General features: G+C 64.0%; 19 protein-coding genes. 7 read left to right on the forward strand and 12 right to left on the reverse strand.

Annotation, left to right across the window (positions count from 1 at the left end):
* Positions 1–4: 4 nt before the first annotated feature.
* From NKI96_RS12745 to NKI96_RS12755, 3 genes are all read right to left on the reverse strand, one after another.
* Entirely contained in the window at positions 5–502 is a 498-nt protein-coding gene (locus NKI96_RS12745) for a MaoC family dehydratase (RefSeq protein WP_023681725.1), read from the reverse strand.
* Positions 503–662: 160 nt separating this feature from the next.
* Complete coding sequence (locus NKI96_RS12750) at positions 663–1,085, reverse strand: phasin family protein (protein WP_023672638.1); 423 nt, start codon at positions 1,083–1,085, stop codon at positions 663–665.
* Between the two features lie 209 nt (positions 1,086–1,294).
* Complete coding sequence (locus NKI96_RS12755; RefSeq protein ID WP_023714385.1) at positions 1,295–2,590, reverse strand: DUF445 domain-containing protein; 1,296 nt, start codon at positions 2,588–2,590, stop codon at positions 1,295–1,297.
* A gap of 295 nt (positions 2,591–2,885) precedes the next feature.
* Here NKI96_RS12755 and rirA point away from each other — a divergent pair, with 295 nt between their 5' ends.
* Positions 2,886–3,347 (forward strand): iron-responsive transcriptional regulator RirA, encoded by a 462-nt coding sequence (gene rirA / locus NKI96_RS12760; RefSeq protein ID WP_023672640.1) that lies wholly within the window; start codon positions 2,886–2,888, stop codon positions 3,345–3,347.
* Between the two features lie 108 nt (positions 3,348–3,455).
* On the opposite strand, the gene NKI96_RS12765 is transcribed toward rirA, so the two are convergent.
* Genes NKI96_RS12765 through hemP form a run of 5 tightly spaced genes read right to left on the reverse strand, consistent with a single transcriptional unit; the run spans position 3,456 to position 7,556 of the window.
* A complete protein-coding gene (locus NKI96_RS12765) occupies positions 3,456–4,244 on the reverse strand; it encodes a heme ABC transporter ATP-binding protein (protein WP_023697657.1) in 789 nt (262 codons plus the stop codon).
* 6 nt (positions 4,245–4,250) lie between these two features.
* A complete protein-coding gene (locus tag NKI96_RS12770) occupies positions 4,251–5,345 on the reverse strand; it encodes a FecCD family ABC transporter permease (protein WP_352497821.1) in 1,095 nt (364 codons plus the stop codon).
* A 4-nt stretch (positions 5,346–5,349) separates the two neighbouring features.
* Positions 5,350–6,231, reverse strand: a complete 882-nt coding sequence (locus NKI96_RS12775; protein ID WP_031208051.1) for a heme/hemin ABC transporter substrate-binding protein — start codon at positions 6,229–6,231, stop codon at positions 5,350–5,352.
* Between the two features lie 10 nt (positions 6,232–6,241).
* A complete protein-coding gene (locus tag NKI96_RS12780) occupies positions 6,242–7,300 on the reverse strand; it encodes a hemin-degrading factor (RefSeq protein WP_352804657.1) in 1,059 nt (352 codons plus the stop codon).
* Positions 7,301–7,349: 49 nt separating this feature from the next.
* The gene (hemP, locus tag NKI96_RS12785; protein ID WP_023673860.1) at positions 7,350–7,556 is read right to left on the reverse strand and encodes a hemin uptake protein HemP; all 207 of its coding nucleotides are present in this window, start codon (positions 7,554–7,556) and stop codon (positions 7,350–7,352) included.
* 264 nt (positions 7,557–7,820) lie between these two features.
* Between hemP and NKI96_RS12790 the strand changes: the two genes are divergently transcribed.
* The 4 genes from NKI96_RS12790 to hmuQ all read left to right on the forward strand — a co-directional run bounded on the left by NKI96_RS12790 (position 7,821) and on the right by hmuQ (position 11,842).
* A complete protein-coding gene (locus tag NKI96_RS12790; protein ID WP_352804660.1) occupies positions 7,821–9,950 on the forward strand; it encodes a TonB-dependent hemoglobin/transferrin/lactoferrin family receptor in 2,130 nt (709 codons plus the stop codon).
* A gap of 5 nt (positions 9,951–9,955) precedes the next feature.
* Positions 9,956–10,390 (forward strand): hypothetical protein, encoded by a 435-nt coding sequence (locus NKI96_RS12795; protein ID WP_023673858.1) that lies wholly within the window; start codon positions 9,956–9,958, stop codon positions 10,388–10,390.
* A 127-nt stretch (positions 10,391–10,517) separates the two neighbouring features.
* Positions 10,518–11,477, forward strand: a complete 960-nt coding sequence (locus NKI96_RS12800; protein WP_023673857.1) for an energy transducer TonB family protein — start codon at positions 10,518–10,520, stop codon at positions 11,475–11,477.
* A gap of 50 nt (positions 11,478–11,527) precedes the next feature.
* Complete coding sequence (gene hmuQ / locus NKI96_RS12805) at positions 11,528–11,842, forward strand: heme-degrading protein HmuQ (RefSeq protein WP_023673856.1); 315 nt, start codon at positions 11,528–11,530, stop codon at positions 11,840–11,842.
* 45 nt (positions 11,843–11,887) lie between these two features.
* Here the strand turns inward: hmuQ and NKI96_RS12810 are convergent, their stop codons facing one another.
* Positions 11,888–12,952 carry a glycosyltransferase gene (locus NKI96_RS12810; RefSeq protein WP_023673855.1) on the reverse strand — a complete coding sequence of 355 codons (1,065 nt, stop codon included), beginning with the start codon at positions 12,950–12,952 and terminating at the stop codon, positions 11,888–11,890.
* Positions 12,953–13,039: 87 nt separating this feature from the next.
* Positions 13,040–16,648, reverse strand: a complete 3,609-nt coding sequence (putA, locus tag NKI96_RS12815) for a bifunctional proline dehydrogenase/L-glutamate gamma-semialdehyde dehydrogenase PutA (protein ID WP_352804663.1) — start codon at positions 16,646–16,648, stop codon at positions 13,040–13,042.
* A gap of 155 nt (positions 16,649–16,803) precedes the next feature.
* Between putA and NKI96_RS12820 the strand changes: the two genes are divergently transcribed.
* Positions 16,804–17,265 carry an Lrp/AsnC ligand binding domain-containing protein gene (locus NKI96_RS12820; protein WP_352804666.1) on the forward strand — a complete coding sequence of 154 codons (462 nt, stop codon included), beginning with the start codon at positions 16,804–16,806 and terminating at the stop codon, positions 17,263–17,265.
* 1 nt (position 17,266) lies between these two features.
* Here the strand turns inward: NKI96_RS12820 and NKI96_RS12825 are convergent, their stop codons facing one another.
* Positions 17,267–18,466, reverse strand: a complete 1,200-nt coding sequence (locus NKI96_RS12825) for a cytochrome-c peroxidase (RefSeq protein ID WP_352804669.1) — start codon at positions 18,464–18,466, stop codon at positions 17,267–17,269.
* 4 nt (positions 18,467–18,470) lie between these two features.
* Complete coding sequence (locus NKI96_RS12830) at positions 18,471–18,914, reverse strand: FixH family protein (RefSeq protein WP_352804703.1); 444 nt, start codon at positions 18,912–18,914, stop codon at positions 18,471–18,473.
* Positions 18,915–19,068: 154 nt separating this feature from the next.
* Here NKI96_RS12830 and NKI96_RS12835 point away from each other — a divergent pair, with 154 nt between their 5' ends.
* The gene (locus NKI96_RS12835; RefSeq protein ID WP_352804672.1) at positions 19,069–19,989 is read left to right on the forward strand and encodes a sugar kinase; all 921 of its coding nucleotides are present in this window, start codon (positions 19,069–19,071) and stop codon (positions 19,987–19,989) included.
* Positions 19,990–20,004 lie beyond the last annotated feature (15 nt).

Genomic DNA, 20,004 nt, shown 5'->3' on the forward strand with positions numbered 1-20,004 from the left:
GAGCTTACGCTCCCGCCCGCTTGCGCCGCTCATAAAGCATGACCAGCGTTTCGGCGGTCAGCGCCGGCCTCTGTTCGCCCTCGATCTCGACCGTATTGGCGGCCTTCATCAGATACTGGCCCGGCCCCTTGTCCTCCACCGACAACAGCGTCGTGCGCAGCCGGATGCGTGCGCCGACCCTGACGGGCGCCAGGAACCGCACCTTGTCGAAGCCGTAATTGAAGGCGGCTTGCGTGTTTTCGGGGACGATGCCCATGCCCAGCGCCAGCGCGCCGATGATCGACAGCGTCAGATAGCCATGCGCGATCGTGGTTCGAAATGGGCTCTGCCGCTTCGCCCGCTCCGGATCGACGTGGATCCACTGATGGTCGCCTGTGCATTCGGCAAACTGGTTGATGCGGTTCTGGTCGACGGTCGTCCATTCCGACACGCCGAGCTCCTGCCCGGCCATCGCCCTTAACTGCTCGAAGGTCGGCGGCGTTTTCGGCCGTAGTTCCGTCATTCCTGCTTTCCCGGTGGCTCCCAGTGCCTCGGACCACGAACGGACGGCTCCTGTCAATTCGCCCGTTGCGATTCCGTTCCGCCATTTTCCGCCAAACAGCGTCCCTCGTCCATGCTCATGCGCCGCAACCGGCCCACTCCTCTCATGGTTGCGTTGAGAGTCACTTCTTGTCATAGCCCGAGCGGATTTCCTCCATCGCTTCCTTGATGCGGCTGCGCAGGATTTCGATCGATTCGGTGCCGGATTTCTTGACCAGCTCGGCCACTTCGCCGGCATTTTTCAGGGCGGCTTCGAAGGATTTCCTGGCGAACTCCGCCTGTTTTGTCATCAGTTCCTGGGGATTGCCCGGCGCCTTGTAGCTCTGCGCCATGTCGCTGACTTCACGCAGCGTGTCCTGCAGCATCTCGCGCTGTCTGGACAACAATGAGGTCGCGCCGGCAGCTCCCGCCCGCGCCGATCTTTCCAGCGCCTCGAGGTTCTTGCGGTGATGCGCGAGGATCGCCTCGACATTCGGCACCTTCAGGTCACGGCCGAACCGGCTGAACATGTCCAGGAACGAATCGGAGTCGGGTTGTTTGGCCATTGCTCGTGCTCCCCAGTTGTCGCAAATGCTGAACCTCGAGCAATTCCAGGAAAAGTGTGAAACGGTTTTCCGTCAGGAATTGCGTCAAAACAAAGAGTTAGAGCAGGTCGCCGTTTCCTTGAAACGGTGAACTGTTCTGTTCTGGACAATAGCACTCGCGCGCCGTGTGTCCATTCGGACGCCCAAGCAATTCAGCGGCAAATGCAGCATCAGCCAGCGAGAAACAGCCTCTCCGCCGTGTAGAGCACGAGACCGGCCAGGCCGCCGATAATCATGCCATTGAAGCGGATATATTGCAGGTCCCTGCCGATGTTCATCTCGATCAGCCTCGTCAGCTGGGCAAGGTCCCAGCGCTTGACCTGATCGGCGATGAACGTCGACACACCGCTCTTCTGGCTCTCGACGAATGACGACAGCGCCACGACAAAGCCCTGGTTCATGTCGGCCCTGATCTGCGGATCGCCTGAGAGATGGCGGCCGACCTCGACGAACATGTTGGCGAGATGCGCGCGAACAATCGAATTCTCCGCCTTGGCGTCCTGTTCGATGAACAGGCTGAGGCTCTGCCACATGTCGCCGGCGAGCGACTTCACTTCCGGCCGCGCCAGGAAATCGCGCTTCAGCTTCTCGGCCCGTTTGGCGTATTGCTTCGAGGTTCTGAGCCGCTCGATGAAGCTGTGCGCGAAACGGTCGAATTCGGCGCGCATCGGATGGTCGGGATCGGCCCGCACCTCGTCAAGCAGCGAACCGGCGGAAGCGACGATCTTCTTCAGCAGATAGGCGTCGGCTCTGAACAGGTTGAACAGCGACGGCAATTCCTCGCGGATCTTTTCGCGCATGGTCGCCAGCGCTTCCTCGTCGTTCAGGAACCGGCCAATCACCCTGGTGAATTCGTCGAACAGTTTCTGGTGGCGGCGGTCGTCGGTGAGCGCCGACAGCAATTCGGCGGCCAGCGGCGCCAGCGGCACCTTGTCGATCTGCTCCAGCATGCGGCTGGTGACGAAGCCGCGCAGGCCGGATTGCTCGATCGCCGCAAGCGTCTGCGGCACCAACCGCACGACGAAGCGCGACAGGCCGGCAGAGCGTTCGGCGTCAGTCAGCCAGTCGGCGACGAGTGCTGCAAAATCAACCTCGGCCAGCTTTTCGCGCACCGGCTCCGGCGCCAGAAAATTGACCTCGATGAAGCGGCCCAGATTATCGGCGATGCGGTTCTGGTTCGCTGGGATGATGGCGGTGTGCGGGATCGGCAGGCCCAGCGGCCGCTTGAACAGCGCCACCACCGCGTACCAGTCGGCCAGGCCGCCAATGGTCGCCGCCTCCGCGAAGGCCGCCACGAAGCCCAGCCACGGATACTTGGCCTCGAACGATTTGGCCACGGCAAAAACCACGACGCAAAGCACCAGCGCAGCCGTGGCGAGGAACTTTGTCCGCCGCAACGCGAAAAGCTTGGCGCCCGTCTCGGCATCAAAACCGCCAGGCGCCAGGGACGAAGCCGATTGGGACATGATACGCCGCTCCTCATCGATCTCTTGGCTATCTGGCATGGGCTATTTAGGGGGTGTTTGGGCCCGTAGCATGATCGGATGGGCCGATTTCGTCCGGGAATTGCCGGTTTCGCACGCAAAGTTGACAAGAATGTTCATCTATCATGCAATCCCAGTCTGGAATTGTTCCAAGGTATAGGCCATATTCCGATCAGGCCAGTGTGGGCGAATCCGAAACTCCGGGTGAGAAAGCCGCACCAGCACAATCTAAAATCTGGTGCAGTTCCAACGCGCCAGGACTCGGGTGAGGAATGAAATGCGGCTGACGCGCCAGACCAACTACGCCATGCGCATCCTGATGTATTGCGCCGCCAACAACGATCGCCTGAGCCGCATCCCCGAGATTGCGGCCGCCTATTCGGTGTCGGAGCTTTTCCTGTTCAAGATCCTGCAGCCGCTGGTCGAGCATGGCCTGGTCGAGACGGTGCGCGGCAGGAATGGCGGCGTGAGAATCGGCCGCCCCGCCGAGCAGATCAGCCTGTTCGACGTCGTACGGGTGACCGAAGAGAGCTTCGCCATGGCCGAGTGCTTCGAAAACGACGCCGCCGAATGCCCGCTGGTCGACAGCTGCCAGCTGAATTCGGCGCTGCGCGAGGCGCTCAACGCCTTCTTTGCCGTACTCTCCCGCTACACTATCGCCGATATGGTGGCGGCGCGCCCGAATGTGCGTCATTTGCTCGGCATCGACATGCTGGTCCAGCGAGCTCCGGCCGCCTGAGTTTTCTAGTGCATGTCGCTCAAAAGTGGCCCCGGTTTTGAGACAACGACATGCATAAAGACAAAGACCTAAAGCGCGTCGCCTGAGTCCGTTCAAACGCGACGCGCTTTAGGCGGCTGACTGCGGCAAGACGAACGGCATGTTCGCCGCCGGTAACACACCGACCCTTAGCCGACAATCGAACACCTTTTCGATCAGATCGTCGCTCAGCACCTCCTGCGGTGAACCGTCGGCGGCGAGCCGGCCGCGATGCATGACGAAAATCCGGTCGGCATACATGGCCGTCAGATTGAGGTCGTGCAGGATGGCGATCACACCGCCGCCGCGCCGGGCGAAATCGCGGGCGATGTTCATGATGATCAGCTGGTGCTTGATATCGAGGCTGGAGACCGGCTCGTCGAGATAGAGATAGCGCGGCTTGCCGTCCAGCACCGGCGCCCAGACCTGGCACAGCACGCGCGCCAGCTGCACACGCTGTTGTTCGCCGCCCGAAAGCTCCTGATAGAAGCGGCCGGCAAAGCCGTCGAGGTCGACCCGCGCCAGCGCCCGCTCGGGCAGACGATCATCTTCGCCCGGCAGAACGCCGGAACGGCCGCCGATAAGGCCGAGCCTGACCACTTCGTGCACGGTGAAGGGAAAGGACAGCGTCGCGGCCTGCGGCAGCACGGCACGCACGGTGGCGGCCTCCACCGGCCTCATCGCGGAGAGGTCGCGCCCGTTGACGGCCACTGTCCCCGCAAACGCCAGATCGCCCGACAACGCCTTCAAAAACGTCGTCTTGCCCGAGCCGTTGGGTCCGACGATTGCCGCAATTTCGCCCGGCCGCGCGACGAAATCGACATTGGCAACAATGCGCTTGCCGCCGATCGCCACCGAGACATCGCGTGCTTCGATCATGCCGCCTCACAAGTCGATTACGCCGCGCTTGCGCAGCAGGATCCAGAGGAAGAACGGCGCGCCGGCGATCGCCGTGACGATGCCGATTGGCAATTCGGCCGGCGCCACGATGACGCGGGCAACTGCGTCGGCAAGAAGCAGCATCGAGGCGCCGAGCAGCGCCGATGCGAGCAAAAGATAGCGATTGTCCGGACCGATCAGCAGCCGCAGCAGATGCGGCACGACGATGCCGACAAAACCGATGCCTCCGCTGACTGCGACAGAGGCGCCGACCGCTGCCGAGACGCCGACGATCGCGGTGTATTTCAGCCGCTGTACCGGGATGCCGAGATGTCCGGCCGTCGCCTCGCCGAGCGCCAGGGCGTTGAGGCCTTTGGCCAGGAACGGCATTGCCGCAAGCGCCAGCACGATGATCGGCCCGACGGAAGCGATCTTCGGCCAGGTCGCGCCGCCAAGCGAGCCCAGCTGCCAGAAGGTCAGGTCGCGCAACTGCCGGTCGTCGGCCATGAAGATGAGAATGCCGGTCAGCGCCATGGCAAGGGCTGCGAGCGCAATGCCGGCAAGCAGCATGGTGGCAACCGATGTGCGACCCTGCCGCGTGGCGACGCGGTAGAGCACCAGCGTGACCGCAAGGCCGCCGCAGAAAGCGGCGAGCGGCAAGGCCAGCCCGCCGAGCGCCAGAGTGAGCGGCGCCAGCCACGTCGTGCCGAGCACGATGACGGCGACCGCGCCGAGGCTCGACCCGGCGGAAACGCCGATCAGGCCGGGATCGGCGAGCGGGTTGCGAAACAGGCCTTGCATGACCGCACCCGATACGGCCAGTGCCGCCCCGATGAGCACACCGAGAAGTACGCGCGGCATGCGGATATCGTAGACGATCAGCCGGTCGCGGGCACCAAGCGCGGCGTCGTCCGGCATGGTGCCGGTCAGCCAGTCACGAATGACAGCAACGGCCGATGCATCGGAAGCGCCCGACCTCAGCGACAGGAACATCGAAAGGGCAAGCGCCACACACAGGAGCACAATAACCAGGCGAGCGCGCCCGGAACGATCGCCCTCGGCCACCTTGCCCGCCGCGCCGGTGATCGACTGATCCACCATCGGCTCAGTCCGTGACCTGGCTGCGATAGAGCGAGGCGGCCAGATCGTGGATGGCATCGGCCGTGCGCGGCCCGAAGCCGAGCAGATAGCTGCCATCCATCAGGATCAGTTTGCGGCCTTCACCCGCCGGCGTCGAGGTGATCGACGGGATGGCGAACAGCTCGGCCTCCGCAATCGGCGGTCCGGCATTTTTCATCGCCAGGATCACGTCCGGCCTGGCGGTTACGATGGCCTCGTCGGACATCTGCTTGTAGCCGGAAAAACCTTCAACGGCGTTGACCGCACCGGCGAGCTTGATGATGCCGTCGCCGGCGGTGTCGGTGCCGGCGGCCAGGATCTTGCCGCCCTGGATCGACAGCACGAACAGGACGCGCTTGCGCTGCTTGATCGACGCCGTCTGCTTCTCGGCCGCCTTCAGCTTGGCATCGGTCTCAGCCACCAGCGTCTCGGCCTTGGCGTCGACGCCGAGCGCCTTGCCGACGATGCGGATCTTTTCCAGGATGCCGTCATGGCTGTAATGCTCGGGCACGTCGATGAACGGAACGCTCGACTTTTTCAGCACATCGACCGCTTCCTTCGGCCCACTGCCATGCAGCGCCAGAATGCCCGAAGGATTGACCGACAACACGCCTTCCGGCGACAGCTGGCGCATATAGCCGACGTCGGGCAGCGCGACCGCGGCGGCGGGGTAGCGGCTGGTCGAATCGCGGGCGACGAGATGACCTTCCTCGCCAAGCGCGTAGACGATCTCGGTGATCGAACCGCCGATCGCCACGATCCGCGACGTGTCGGCAAACACGGCCACGTTCTCGCTGGCCGGCACTGGGGCGGCAATAAACAGCGACAGGCCCATGGCCGCGGCAAGCATCCTGAACAGTGAAATCATCGTCGTTTCCTCAGGCTGCGGTCGGGCTTGGAATGCGCGGCAGGTTCTCGGCAAGGAACCGCCAGTCGTCGCGCTCGCCCTCGCCTTCATGGCGCTTGCCGAAGAACTGGATGATCATCTTGCCGTCGGCGCCATAGGCTTCGAGCGAGGTGACATGACCGTCCTTGGTCGGTTTGCGCACCGCCCACACCTCCTGGATGTGGTCGGTGCGCAGATGCAGGTGGAACGTCTCGTCCATCACGTTGATCCACGGCCCCATCGGCCTGATCGACTTGACGGGACCGGAATGGATCTGGATGCAGCCTCGGTTTCCGACAAAACACATGATCGGCATGCCGTCGGCGGCGGCATGGTGGAACATGGCGCCGATGGCGTCATTGTCGAGCAGCCAGGCATAGTCCTGGCCGACCATGCGCACGGCCTGGCGGCGGGTGAGCTTCAGCGTTTTCAACATGCCAAAGAACTGATGCACGTCGGTCAGCCGGCTCCAGCGGTCGCGCAGATCATCGATGTCTGCGGCAATGCCCGACGTCTCCGCGTCGTCGTCGGCCAGGCCTTCGATAGACACGGTTGCCTCCTGGTTCGGCGATTCGAGTGCGGCCACGAGCTTCTGGTAGGCATAGAGATTGGACGCCGGCCGCAGATGCACCTTGTGCACCGCATCGCCGGCCGCGTCGAAGAATTGCAGGCTGCGGCGGATGTCGCCACCGTCGCGCTTTTCCACGGCAAAGCCATGCGCCCAGACCTTTGGAAAGATACGCAGGTCGATGTTTTCGCCCAGCACCATGGCATTGTGCGTGCCTGTGACAACCTTGTTGTAGACGCCGATCTTCTCGTGCACCGCGCTTTCGTTGCGGGTCAGCGCCATCACTTCGCCGACGGCGTCGAGGCCGGTCAGAAGATCGTTGACCCTGGGCTCGACGCGCACGACACCGTCGCCGCAATGCGCGGCCACCAGCTCGGCTTCGGAAATACCGAGCTCGGCGGCAAGATCGCGCTCGCGCGCTTTCGGATTGTCTGCCCGCGCTCGCCGGATTTCATGCGGTGCGGGTTTTACGCGCTGGTCCATGTCCTGCTTACCTGTCCTGCCTGGCGTTTTGGCCTGCCTGGCTGTTTCGTCACTTGTTGAGGATGAGCTTGCCCTGGCGGGTGATCTTCAGCCGATAGAGCGCCCCATGGTGCTCGATGCCGATCTCGTGCTCGCCCTGGAACAGCGTGTTGGAGGACAGCGTCCGCACCGCCAGCGGCACCCGGTCGAAGCGGGTCGGCGTCTCCTCGGAACGGCGGACGCGGTAACGGAAGTCGTTGGGATTGTGGGTGTTCATCTCTTTCGATCCCTTTCCTGTGCCGGGCAACTGGCTAGCGTTGTAAAAATGCCGATTCATTTCTTGACTCGTGTTTATTAGTCAGTGCAATACCGGACAAAATGAGTCAACATTTAAGACGCCGGACAGAATGAAAAATGCCAGCGAGCACCAAGCCAGCCAGCATCGAACCTGGAATTTTGGAGTTGGGGCATGGGCTTGGGAAATTGTGGACCACTGGGTCTGGCGAACGCCGATCGGGTGCATCGGCCTATGGCAAAGGCAATGGCAGCCTTGCTTGCGGGGGCAGCGACGATCGCGCTGCTGACATCGCCGGCCAGCGCTCAGCCGGCCGCTGACCAGGCCGACCAGACCAGGAAAACCGAGGACACCAAGCCGGCGCCCGCCGGCGCGACCCTGCTGGACAAGATCCTCGTCATCAGCCGCACCGGCGAGACGGCAATCGAATCGCTGGCCTCAGCCAGCCATGTCGACCAGGAACAGCTCGACCGCCGCATGGCGACGACGCCGAACGAAATGCTGCTCGGTGTGCCTGGTGTCGCCGTGCAGGCCGATGCGCGACGCGTCAGCTCCAGCATCAACATCCGCGGCCTGCAGGATTTCGGTCGCGTCGCCGTCATCGTCGACGGTGCCAGGCAGAATTTCCAGCGCTCAGACCACGGCACGCAGTCGACCTTCTATGTCGATCCCGAGCTCATCAAATCCGTTGACGTCATTCGCGGACCGACCGCCAACACCTACGGCTCCGGCGCCATTGGCGGCGTCGTCTTCTTCGACACCAAGGATGCGGTGGATTTCCTCAGACCGGGCGAAACCTGGGCCGGCTCCGTCACCGGGCGCTATGAAAGCAACGGCAAGGGCTGGACCGCCAGCGCCAGCGGCGCCTACAAATTCAACGACGATTTGGATGTGCTGGGCAACATCGTCTACCGCGACTACGGCGACTACAAGAATGGCAGCGGCGACACCGTCGCCGGCACCGGCTTCGACCTGCTGAGCGGCCTGCTCAAGACCACAATCCGCCCCAGCGAAGACAGCGAATTGAAGCTCGGCTGGGTCGGCTCGAGCGACGGCTGGACGGAAACCAGCGGCGGCGTGCCGGCCAACGAGGTCTACGTGAAGTCGAACACCTTCACCGCCCGCTACAACATCACCGACGACGCCAGGAGCTGGCTCGATCTCCACATCAACGCCTCCTACAACAAGACCAATCTCGACCTCACCACGCTGGTCCCGCAGAACCGCTTCGATCCGTCGACCGGCCTTCCCGTGCTGCTGCCCGTCGGTTCGACCTCGACCTTCGACGTTGGCACGGCCGGCGTCGACATCTGGAACACGTCGCGCTTCGAAACAGCCGGTGTTGCGCACGAATTGACCTATGGCGGCGACTGGGTGGGTGACGATGTCGAGACCGGCGGCACCGCCGGCGGCGACAGCTTCTACACCCCATCGGGCAAGCGTAGTGTTTCGGGCGCCTACATCCAGGACAAGCTCACCTGGGACTGGCTCGAGGTCATTGCCGGGCTGCGTTACGACAATTACAGCCTCGAAGACAGCACCCACGAAACGTCAGGTGATCGTCTGTCGCCGCGCATCACCGTTGGTGTCACGCCCTTCGAAAGCGCCAGCCTGGCGGGCCTGCAGTTCTATGGCACCTACGCGGAAGGCTACCGCTCGCCGTCGCTGACCGAAACGCTGATCAGCGGCAACCATCCGGCGGGCGTCACCTTCCCGTTCCTGCCCAATCCGAACCTGCGGCCAGAAACCGGCAAGACCACTGAATTCGGCGTCAACTACAAGCTGAACGACCTTATCGAGGCCGGCGACGCGTTCCGGCTCAAGGCCGGCTACTTCCACAACGATGTCGACGACTACATCGAAGGCGTCACGTTGTCGGCATTCGACCCGACCAGCGGTTGCCCGTTCGGCCCCGGCATCCCGATCTGCTTCCAGTACCAGAACGTCGCCCAGGCCAAGATCAACGGCTTCGAACTGGAAAGCGTCTACGATGCCGGCTGGGGCTATGCTGGCCTCTCAGCCTCGATCATCAACGGCCACACCATCTCCGATGAAGGCGAGCGGGCCGACCTTGCCACCATCCCGTCCTCGCAGGTCACCGGGCAGCTCGGCTTCCGCTTCCTTCAGGACAAGCTGACCGTCGGCGGCGAGGTGCAGTACAACGGCAAGCCGAAGGGCAACCCCGTGGCCAAGGATTATACTCTGGTCAACGCCTTCGCCAGTTACCAGGCCACCGACAATCTGAAGGTGGACTTCCGCGCCGACAATTTGTTCGACGTCAAATACACCAACCCGCTGAACGGCGGTACCACCGCCGTCATCTATGAACCCGGCATCACGCTGAAGCTGGCCGCAACCATGCGCTTTGGAGGCTGACACCCATGACAAGTTTGACGGCATCGCTTCGCCTCCTGACCTCGACGCTGGCGATGTCGCTTGGCTTGATGCCGGCGTGGGCTCAGTCCGCGTCGGCTCCGCAACTCAGCCTCGAGCTCAATGCCGCGCAGCCCTCCGAAAAGGGTTGCCGGCTGACCTTCGTCGTCAACAATGCGCTCGGCGCCGATCTTTCCAAGGCGGCATTCGAAATCGCGCTGTTCAACGAGGCCGGCATTGTCGACCGCCTGAGCGTGCTCGACTTCAAGGACCTGCCGGCCGGCAAGACCAAGGTGACCCGCTTCGACCTCGCCGGCACCGACTGCACCAAACTCAGCCGCGTGCTGATCAACAGCGCCACCGAATGCGCCGGCGTCGAACCGGGCGCCTGCATGCGCGGCCTGAAGACGCAGACCAAGACCGGTATCGCATTCGGCGTCTGAGGTGGGCCTGCATCCCGCCTTCCTGCACGACAATGCGACACGACCCGTCGCAGCTCCGCCGTCATGGCCGGCAACCGATCTTGATTTGACAATCCCACCCCGCTCGCGGCAGGTCTCGCCGCGAACCATGCAGGACATCACCCCCCTCCCCGACGCCGGCAACGAACCGGCGATTACGATGGACGAGCTCGCACAGCCGGCAGCCGCGGACCGCAAATGGACTGTGGCGATCGTCGCGTCCTGCCTGCTCCATGCCGCTGCCGCAGCGGCGTTCTTCATCGGACCCGCAGGGACATTCGATTCCAGTAACGCGATACAATCCGAAGGCACCGACCAATCGGGCGCCGAGGTGGTCGGCAGCGCCTTGGACAGCCAGGCTCCCGACGCGGTCGATGTTACCCTGGTAACCGATCCGCAGCCGGCCAAGCCCGAGGCCGTTCGACCCGTGCCGCCGACCGAGGCGCCTCAACCGGTAAAGGAGCCGGCGGCGCCCAAGCCTGCGCCGGAAGCCGCCGAACAGGCGACCGCCGCGCCAGATACACTGACGGCCGCCATCCCGAATGATCAAACTGTCGCCCCAAGCGCTGAGACGTCGACTCCGCCAGGGGTTCAAACGCAAAGTTCAGAGGCACCGCCCGCCGACGAGCCCGCCGTTGATTTGCCTGCTGCCAAACCACCAGTCCCGAGCCCGCGGCCGACCCCTCCAGCCGGATCTGGAGATACCCGCGGTGCGGCAGATGGCGAAGAACGCGACGCACCGGCGGTTGCCAGCAAGGGTAAAAACCAGGACGCGGCTGGCAATGCGATGGAATCTCGTTACGGCGGTGAAATTCAAAAGAAGCTTGCCCGCGCTAACCGGCGCGTTTCGAAGGAAATTCAAGCCAAGGCTCGCAACAATGCCAGGGTCTATTTCGTCGTCATGGCTGACGGCAGCGTCAGCGACTTGCAGCTTGTCGAAAGTTCAGGGTCTGCCGAACTAGACCAATTCGCTTTGAAACTGGTGCGCCAGCAAGCCCCGTTCCCGCCCATTCCACCCGAGACCGGATTATCAAGTTGGGTGTTCAGGGCGCGGATCGGTCCGTTTTAACCAGCTCGCAGACCTTCGCCAAATCGTCCATCAATTCAAGAGGAAGCCCAATGTACATCGCCATGAACCGCTTCAAGGTCCAGAACGGCTCGGAGACCGCTTTCGAGGATGTCTGGAAGAACCGCGATTCGAGCCTCTCGGAGATGAAAGGCTTCAGGGAATTCCACTTGCTGCGCGGCCCGGTCAACGAGCCCGAGGGTTACACGCTATTTGCCTCGCACACGGTGTGGGCAAGCCATGAGGATTTCGTCGCCTGGACCAAATCCGAGAATTTTCGCGCCGCCCACCGCAACACCGGCACGTCGAAGGTGCACTATCTCGGCCATCCGCAGTTCGAAGGCTTTTCGGTCGTCGAAGGCGCCTGATTGAGATTTCACCCGTCGACGAGATCTGACGACGGGCAGATGCCGTCATGTTCCGGTTGAATTCCGGCCGCCCAGTCGCTGAAGCCACTGGGCAATGTGCAGGCGCAGCCGCCGCCAGGGCTGTCCGCGTGTCAGGTAGCGCGCCAACCGCGGATCACCGGCCAGCTCCGGGAATTGGCGCACATGCTGCGTCAGGAATGCAGCTATGAAATTGCGCCCGTTGAGATCGCTGAGCCAGGCAGAATTCGCCAGCAAATAGTCTGCGGCATCCGCCGCCAACACGCTCCTGTAGCTCCTGTATGCAGGCGTTTGCCGCACATTGCCGCCGGCAAAGGCAGTTCCGGTGGACAGGTTGGAGCCATGCAGGCGATAGAGCCCGAGACCTTCTGACAGGATGAGGCTGCCGCCGGCCTGGTGCGCGAGTGTCGCCGTCAGATAATCCGTCCCGACCTTGGCCTTGAACGGGAAGGACAATACCGGTTCCAGCGCGCCACGCCGGTACATGATCGCCGAGCATTGCGACCACAGCCAGCCCGTCACCGCAGGTGCGAAATAGGTTACCGGATGCTCCGATGCGTAGGCGATCCCGGGCGCCATGCCGGCAAGCCGGCCACCGGGCGCGATGGCGACGCCACTGCGATCCGCTCCGGACCGCGGTTTGCGCAAGGCAAGGAAGGTACCGCCCAGCAAGGTGCCGTCGCCATCGACAAGGAACACATCGGAACTCGACAGTGCGGCCGAATGCGTCGTGTTGAGGTGGGCGGACAGATGCGCGAGGAGAAAATCCGGCAGCCACACGTCATCGGCGTCGAGAAACGCCACGAAGGGCGCGTCGGTTGCGGCAAAGCCGTCGCGGAATCCCGCGGTCTGGCCGCCATTCTCCGTGCGCGCCAACAGGCGCAGGCGCGGGTCGTCTATATCCCTTAGAAGCTGTCGGACATGGTCGGCCGAGCCGTCCGTCGAGGCATCGTCGACGATGACGCATTCCCAATTCCGGTAGGTCTGCGCCAGCACCGAGCGGATCGCCTGTTCGACGTACGGCCGATAGTTGAAGCAGGTGATGACCACCGCCACGCGCGGCAGCTCAAACGGTCGGGACGTGTCTTCCATCTGTTCGGCTGCCCCGCTCGAGTTGCTCTCTGTCCCTTGCGCATACCCTTGCAACCCGACGCAGGCAAGCGAGCCGCGAAAAGCCCCCTAGGCCGCCGCGAGCAGGCTGGCATTGCCGCCGGCAGCCGTGGTGTCGACGCAGACAGCGCGTTCATGCGCATAGGCCGCCGGGTTGAGCACCTCGCTGACCAGCGGCACGATCGGCCCGCTGCGGTCGGCAATGACCTTGCGCACGATCCGCGCCGCCTCGGGCCTGCCCGAGAAGGCGACGACATCGACGCGCAGCGAACGCGCTTCGACCGGGTCTGGCCGACCGTCTATGGCCGCCAGCGGCAACCCCTTGCCGGTCAGCGCCGACAGTGCTGCCGGCGCGCCCGGCGCCACGGCCAGCACCGCATTGCCGGCGGCCAGCGCCTGGATCGTCTGGGCAAGCAGCGTTTCGGCGTCCGGGCCGAGGCACAGCACCCGGCCGCGCGGCGACAGCGACAGCGTGTTGGCCTCGCCGGTCGGTCCGGGCAGGTCGACCTGGCCGAAATCGATGGCGGCTGCAGCGCCGATGGCTGCAGCGCCCTTGCCACGCAAATGCTTTCTCAGGATGGCGATGCGATCCGGCCGCGTCGACCAGCCGCCAAGCGTCGGATCGGGCAGATTGTCGGCGAGTTCGGTCGCAGTCACCTTGTGGCCCTCGGCAATCTCCGTGCCCGCCTCCGGCCCTTTGCGGAACCGCCGGAGATAATGCGGCCCGCCGGCCTTCGGCCCGGTGCCCGAAAGCCCCTCGCCGCCAAAGGGCTGCGAACCGACGACGGCGCCGATCTGGTTGCGGTTGACATAGATGTTGCCGGCATGGATGCCGTCGACGAAATGCTGCACGCGGCCTTCGATGCGGGTGTGCAGGCCGAAGGTCAGGCCATAGCCCTTGCGGTTGATGGCAGCGATGACAGCGTCGATGCCGTCAGCGTCGAAGCTCGCGACATGCAGCACCGGGCCGAACACCTCGCGCTCCATCTCCTCGATGCCTTTGACCCGGAACACATGCGGCGCGACGAAGCGGCCATCCTTTGGCGCCTCGAGCTTGGCGATCAGCCGGCCCTGCAGGCCCATCGTGGTGCAATAGTCACGGATCGAGCTTTGCGCTTCGTCGTCGATGACCGGACCGACATCGGTCGAGATCTGCCAGGGATCGCCGATGGTGAGCGCTTCCATGGCGCCCTTCAGCATCTCCAGCATCTTCTTCTCGACGTCTTTCTGGACGTAGAGCACGCGCAGCGCCGAGCAGCGCTGGCCGGCACTCTGGAAGGCAGACGCCAGTATGTCGCGCACCGCCTGTTCGGGCAGCGCAGTGGAATCGACGATCATGGCGTTGAGACCGCCGGTCTCGGCGATCAGCATGGCGTCCGGCGCAGCAGTCTCGGCCAGCTGTCTTTCGATCAGCTTGGCGACTTCGGTCGAGCCGGTGAAGCAGACGCCGGCAATGCGCGGATCCGCCGTCAGCGGTCCGCCGACCGACGGGCCGTCGCCCGGCAGAAGCTGGATGACATCCTCCGGCACGCCTGCTTCGCGCAACAGTTCGACGGCGCGAAAGGCGATCAGCGGCGTCTGTTCGGCCGGCTTGGCGATGACCGAATTGCCGGTGACGAGTGCTGCCGCGATCTGGCCGGTGAAAATGGCGAGCGGGAAATTCCATGGCGAGATGCAAACGATGGCGCCGCGCGCTTGCGTGCCCGCTTCGTTGTTCGCAGCCTCAGTCGCGTAGTAGCGCAGGAAGTCGACGGCTTCGCGCACCTCGGCGACGCCGTCGGCCAGCGACTTGCCGGCTTCGCGGGTGGCGAGCGCGAAGAACTCGACGGCATTAGCCTCATAGAGATCGGCGGCGCGGTTGAGGATGGCGGCGCGCTCGGCGACGGGGTGCTTTGCCCAGGCCGGCTGCGCTTCCACCGCAAAGCGCACGGCGGTGGCCACCTGCTTGGCGGCCGCTTCGCTGACCGTGCCGACGATCTCGGCAGGCTTGGCCGGATTGACCACCGGGCGCTGCTTGCCATAGCCGGCGGCGCGCGTGATCGGCTTGGCATGCCAGTGTTCGGGGCCGGCGAAGGCCGCCTTGGCCTTGTCGATCGCCGCCAGCGTCACCGGATCGGTGATGTCGAACCCCTTCGAGTTGCGGCGGCCGGCGCCGAAGATCGTCGCGGGGCGAGCGATTGCCGGATTGGCGGCCGGCCCCTGGCTCTCGATCGTCTCCAGCGGATCGCGCGCAATATCCTCCGGCTCGACATCCTCGTCGGTCAGCTGATGGACGAAAGAAGAGTTGGCGCCGTTCTCCAGCAAGCGGCGGACCAGATAGGCCAGGAGATCGGAATGCGCGCCGACCGGCGCATAGATGCGGCAGCGCGTGCCTTCGGCCTGGCGCACCGTCTCATGCAGCGCCTCGCCCATGCCGTGCAGACGCTGGAATTCGAAGGCGTCGCGATTGTCGGCCATCGACAGGATGGCGGCGACGGTATGGGCATTGTGGGTGGCGAATTGCGGATAGATGCGGTCGGTCATCGACAGCAGCTTCTTTGCGCAGGCCATGTAGGAAACGTCGGTGTTGGCCTTGCGGGTGAAGACGGGGTAGCCGGAAAGCCCGAGCGTCTGCGCCCGCTTGATCTCGGTGTCCCAATAGGCGCCCTTGACCACCCGCACCATGATGTTGCGGTTGTACTTTTTCGCCAGTGCATAGAGCCAGTCGATGGTGAAGGCCGCGCGCGGGCCGTAGGCCTGGACGACGACGCCAAAGCCGTTCCAGCCGGCGAGTTCCGGCTCGGCCAGCACGCGCTTGATGACATCCAGCGACAAATCGAGGCGGTCGGCCTCCTCGGCGTCGATGTTGAGGCCCATGCGCGAATGCCGCGCGGCCAGCGCCAGCGACAGCAGCCGCTCGGCCATCACCGGCAGCATCTTTTCCTTTTGTGCTTCCTCGTAGCGCGGATGCAGCGCCGACAGCTTGACCGAAATTCCATGGTTCTGCCTGATATCAGGACCGTTGGAGCCGGAATCGAGCGAGGAAATGGCGTCGGAATAGGCCTTGAGGTAGCGCAGCGCGTCGGCCTCGGTGCGGGCCGCCTCGCCCAGCATGTCGAAGGAATAGAGATAGCCTTTCTGGATCATTTGCCGGCCACGCTTGACGGCTTCCGCAATGGTGCGGCCAAGCACGAACTGCTCGCCCATTTCGCGCATGGCGGCGGCGACCGCCTTGCGGATCACCGGTTCGCCCAGACGGCGTACCATCGAACGCAGCGTGCCTTCGATGCCGCCCTCACCCTCATCGAGCACGCGGCCGGTCAGCATCAGCGCCCAGGTCGAGGCATTGACGAAGATCGAGCTCGAACCGCCCGAATGCGCCGACCAGTCGTGCGGCGCGATCTTGTCGGCGATCAGGTCGTCCATGGTCTCGGTATCGGGCACGCGCAGCAGCGCCTCTGCCAGGCACATCAGCGCCACGCCTTCCTTGGTGGAGAGGCCGTAGGCCGAAAGGAACACCTCCATCAGCCGCGGGTCGGACGAGCCGCGCACCGCCCGCACCAGATCGGCGGCGCGGGCCGAGATCGCATCGCGGTCTTCGGTGGAAAGCCCGGTTGCTTCGGCAAGCCTCTTCACCGCCGCGTCTTCGTCGGGCAGGTAGTTGGCGCGGATTTGCTGGCGGATGGTGTCGAGCGGCATGGCGGTCCTGCGGAGCGAGCATCTGGGAGCGGGCCGGCGGTCGCCGGACCGAATGGCGCAAGCTAGCACAAAGCCGTATTTTCAGCCGGTCCAAAGAAATCGACATGGCAGGCCGGTCGATCTATCATTGTGGTCAAATTCTCATCAAATGGGCTATGATAGTCGTGGCAGAAGACCAATTGGACCGCATCGACAAAAACATCCTGTCGTCTCTGGCGCGCGACGGGCGGCTGTCCATGTCGGAACTTGCCGGCAAGGTCGGCCTGTCGAAGACACCGGTGCAGGCGCGGGTGAAACGTCTGGAAAAAGACGGCTATATCAGGGGTTATCAGGCGATCATCGACCGCGAGCGCATGGGCGAAGGTCATGTCGCCTTCGTCCAGGTCAAACTGTCGGATACACGCTCGGCCGCGCTCGACGCTTTCAACCGCGCGGTGCAGGCAGTGCCGGAGATCGAGCAGTGCCACATGATGGCATCGAGCTTCGACTACCTCCTGAAGGTCCGCACCACCGACATCGCCGCCTACCGCCGTGTCCTCGGCGAACGCATCTCGGCGCTGCCGCACGTGGCCCAGACCTCCACCTTCGTGGCGATGGAAACGGTGAAGGATCGGTAGCTCAATCCGACAGCGTCTTCAAAAACGCCACCAGCGCCGCGCGTTCGCGGTCCGACAGCTGCAGCGGGTGCACCTCGGAGTTGCCTTCGACGCTCGCCTCCGCCTTCGCATAATGCGCCACCACTTCCTCCAGCGAGGAGAACTGTCCGGCATGCATATAGGGCGGCCGCGTCGCCGCGCCCCGCAGCGACGGCGTCTTGTAGGCGCGCATCAGTTCGGGCGCCGCTTTGACCATGAAGCGCAGTTCACCGCAGGCGCCGGCGTCGCCATCGCGGAAGGTGCCGAAGCAGTTGAACGGATCGGCCTGAACTTGAGCCACAGCATCGAAACGGCCGCGATCCAGCGGCAAATCCTTGACCGGCGGCACGCCGGTGTTGTGGAAACTGTTGTCGGTGAAGCGCGGACCGTTGTGGCAGGTCACGCAATTGGCCTTGCCGATGAACAGTTTCAGCCCGAGGATTTCCTCCGGCGAAAAGGTATCGTCGCCTTCCGGCTTGGCGCCGGACGCCAGGTCGATGGCAAAGCGGTCGAAGCGCGTCTGCGCCGGTTCGATCGACCGTTCGAAGGCCGCGATCGCCTTGCCGATGTTGGAAAAGACGCGGTTGACATCGTCCATCTGGGCCGCGGTCATCGCCTTCCACGCCGCCTGCTCGGCTTCATTGCCGAGCGGGCTGGCATTGGCCGGCACGGCGGAAAGGTCGGGCAGCGGCCCGAAGATGCGCTCGTAGCGGGCGCCGAAACGCTTCTGGATGTAATGGGCGAAGGCCGCGCGGTTTCCCGCCTGCTCGAGCGGGTTTTCCAGCGGCGTCAGCGCCTGCGCCCAAAGGCTGTCGCGCCTTCCATCCCAGAAGAACCACGGATTGCGCGCCACGCCGGCCAGCGGCATGCTGCGCCGGTTGGTGCGGCCGACGCCGACGGATTGCGGCAGGTCGTCCTGGAATTGCCTGTCGATCTTGTGGCAGGTCGAGCACGACACGTTGCCGTCATGGCTCATGCCCTGGTCGAAGAACAAGGTGGAACCCAGAGCCGCGGCGGCCGGGACATCGGCGAAGCGGTTGGTGGTGTCGGGCTTTAGCGCAGGCAAGCTGCTCAGCGCCAGCGAAGCGATAGTCTTCTTCTCGGCATCCGAAAACTGCGGCTTGCCGCAGCCGGCAACCAGCAAAACCGCCGCCAGTGCAAGAAGACGCAACAGGCGGTTCATCTGGTCACAGCACCACGTTGAAGACGACCGTGTCGGAACCGGCCGCGGCTGAAATGGCGAAGCGCAACTGCCACACGCCGCTCATGGTGAATTTCAACCCCTCGATGCGGTAGCGCCCCTCGCCCAGATAATCGGTGGCCTGCGGACTGGTCGGCAGGCCGTGACTGTGCTGCGGCATGCCACCGGAGACCGAAATCGCCGCGCCTTCCACCGGGGCGCCGGCAACCGTCTTCAGGGTAAGCAGCCAGGATTGCAGCTCGCCTTGTTTGATAACGCCCCGCTCCGGCTGAAAACTGGCGACAAACAGGCCGTTCGCCGTTTTCTTCGAGCGCGAAATATCCGGACCCGGCGCCGACTGTGGCGCGGTCAGATAGACGATCGCCAGTATGCCAGCCAGCAAGGCGGCCAGACCAAGGCCCGCAAGAAGATAACGCCATATCGATGCCAAACCGGTTCCTCTTCCAAACATAACGTCTCGGGAAGCAATTCGCGTCCCGCCGCTTCTGTGGGAAAACGCTTCTGGCGCAAAAATCCGCCGCCGCCAAGCATGGCGTTGCCGGCCGCAAAAAGATACAGCAGCGAACTGATCCGGAGACAGATACATGGCAACAGACGGCGTCGCTTCGATCGGTGAATGCATGCTCGAACTGTCCGGCCAGGCCGGGCCGAACTGGCGTATGGGCTTTGCCGGCGACACATTCAACACTCTGTGGGCGCTGCACGCGCTGAGCGGCGAGCGGCTCGCAACCTATGTCTCGGCCTTCGGCGACGATCCGTTCTCGCAGGGCCAGATCTTGTTCTTCGCTGAAAACGGCATCGACATCGGCGCCAGCCCGGTCATCCCAGGCGCACGGCCCGGCCTTTACGCCATCACCTTGACCGGCGCCGAACGCGCCTTCACCTATTGGCGCAGCGACGCGGCGGCCAGGCGGCTTGCCTCGGACCCGGTCGCCCTGGCAAAAAGCCTTGAAAACCAGGCGCTTGTCTATTTTTCCGGAATCACCTTGGCAATTCTGGACGCCGCCGCGCGCAAGACATTGCTGGAAGAAGTGGCCAAAGCGCGCGCTGCCGGTTCGCTCGTCGCCTTCGACCCCAACTACCGACCGCGGCTGTGGCCGAGCCGCGAGGAGGCGCAAGCCGCGATCCTCGATGCGCTTGCCGTCACCGACATTGCGCTGCCGACCTTTCCCGACGAGCAGATGCTGTTCGGCGACAGCGCACCGCAGGCGACCGCCGAGCGGTTCGGACAACTGGTCGGCGAAGTCGTCGTCAAGAATGGCGAGGAGCCGGCACTGATCGCCACTGGGGGAACCCTGCAGCCGGTTCCGGCCCAGCATGTCGCCACCCCGGTCGACACCACCGGCGCCGGCGATTCCTTCAACGGCGGCTATCTCGCCGCCCGGCTTGCCGGCCATGCGCCGGCGGACGCCGTGCAGCGCGCACACCGCGTTGCCGCCGCTGTCGTGCAGGTACGCGGCGCGCTGGCGCCGTTCGAAGTGCTAAGGATTGCGTTCGACAGCTAAAGGTCTGTTGAGATT

It is taken from the genome of Mesorhizobium sp. M0292, from assembly GCF_040321695.1.
Taxonomy (GTDB): Bacteria; Pseudomonadota; Alphaproteobacteria; order Rhizobiales; family Rhizobiaceae; genus Mesorhizobium.

Coding starts and splice junctions, on each gene's coding strand:
- NKI96_RS12745 (WP_023681725.1), bottom strand. CDS start 502: ATGACGGAACTACGGCCGAAAACGCCGCCGACCTTCGAGCAGTTAAGG.
- NKI96_RS12750 (WP_023672638.1), bottom strand. CDS start 1,085: ATGGCCAAACAACCCGACTCCGATTCGTTCCTGGACATGTTCAGCCGG.
- NKI96_RS12755 (WP_023714385.1), bottom strand. CDS start 2,590: ATGTCCCAATCGGCTTCGTCCCTGGCGCCTGGCGGTTTTGATGCCGAG.
- rirA (WP_023672640.1), top strand. CDS start 2,886: ATGCGGCTGACGCGCCAGACCAACTACGCCATGCGCATCCTGATGTAT.
- NKI96_RS12765 (WP_023697657.1), bottom strand. CDS start 4,244: ATGATCGAAGCACGCGATGTCTCGGTGGCGATCGGCGGCAAGCGCATT.
- NKI96_RS12770 (WP_352497821.1), bottom strand. CDS start 5,345: ATGGTGGATCAGTCGATCACCGGCGCGGCGGGCAAGGTGGCCGAGGGC.
- NKI96_RS12775 (WP_031208051.1), bottom strand. CDS start 6,231: ATGATTTCACTGTTCAGGATGCTTGCCGCGGCCATGGGCCTGTCGCTG.
- NKI96_RS12780 (WP_352804657.1), bottom strand. CDS start 7,300: ATGGACCAGCGCGTAAAACCCGCACCGCATGAAATCCGGCGAGCGCGG.
- hemP (WP_023673860.1), bottom strand. CDS start 7,556: ATGAACACCCACAATCCCAACGACTTCCGTTACCGCGTCCGCCGTTCC.
- NKI96_RS12790 (WP_352804660.1), top strand. CDS start 7,821: ATGGCAGCCTTGCTTGCGGGGGCAGCGACGATCGCGCTGCTGACATCG.
- NKI96_RS12795 (WP_023673858.1), top strand. CDS start 9,956: ATGACAAGTTTGACGGCATCGCTTCGCCTCCTGACCTCGACGCTGGCG.
- NKI96_RS12800 (WP_023673857.1), top strand. CDS start 10,518: ATGCAGGACATCACCCCCCTCCCCGACGCCGGCAACGAACCGGCGATT.
- hmuQ (WP_023673856.1), top strand. CDS start 11,528: ATGTACATCGCCATGAACCGCTTCAAGGTCCAGAACGGCTCGGAGACC.
- NKI96_RS12810 (WP_023673855.1), bottom strand. CDS start 12,952: ATGGAAGACACGTCCCGACCGTTTGAGCTGCCGCGCGTGGCGGTGGTC.
- putA (WP_352804663.1), bottom strand. CDS start 16,648: ATGCCGCTCGACACCATCCGCCAGCAAATCCGCGCCAACTACCTGCCC.
- NKI96_RS12820 (WP_352804666.1), top strand. CDS start 16,804: ATGATAGTCGTGGCAGAAGACCAATTGGACCGCATCGACAAAAACATC.
- NKI96_RS12825 (WP_352804669.1), bottom strand. CDS start 18,466: ATGAACCGCCTGTTGCGTCTTCTTGCACTGGCGGCGGTTTTGCTGGTT.
- NKI96_RS12835 (WP_352804672.1), top strand. CDS start 19,069: ATGGCAACAGACGGCGTCGCTTCGATCGGTGAATGCATGCTCGAACTG.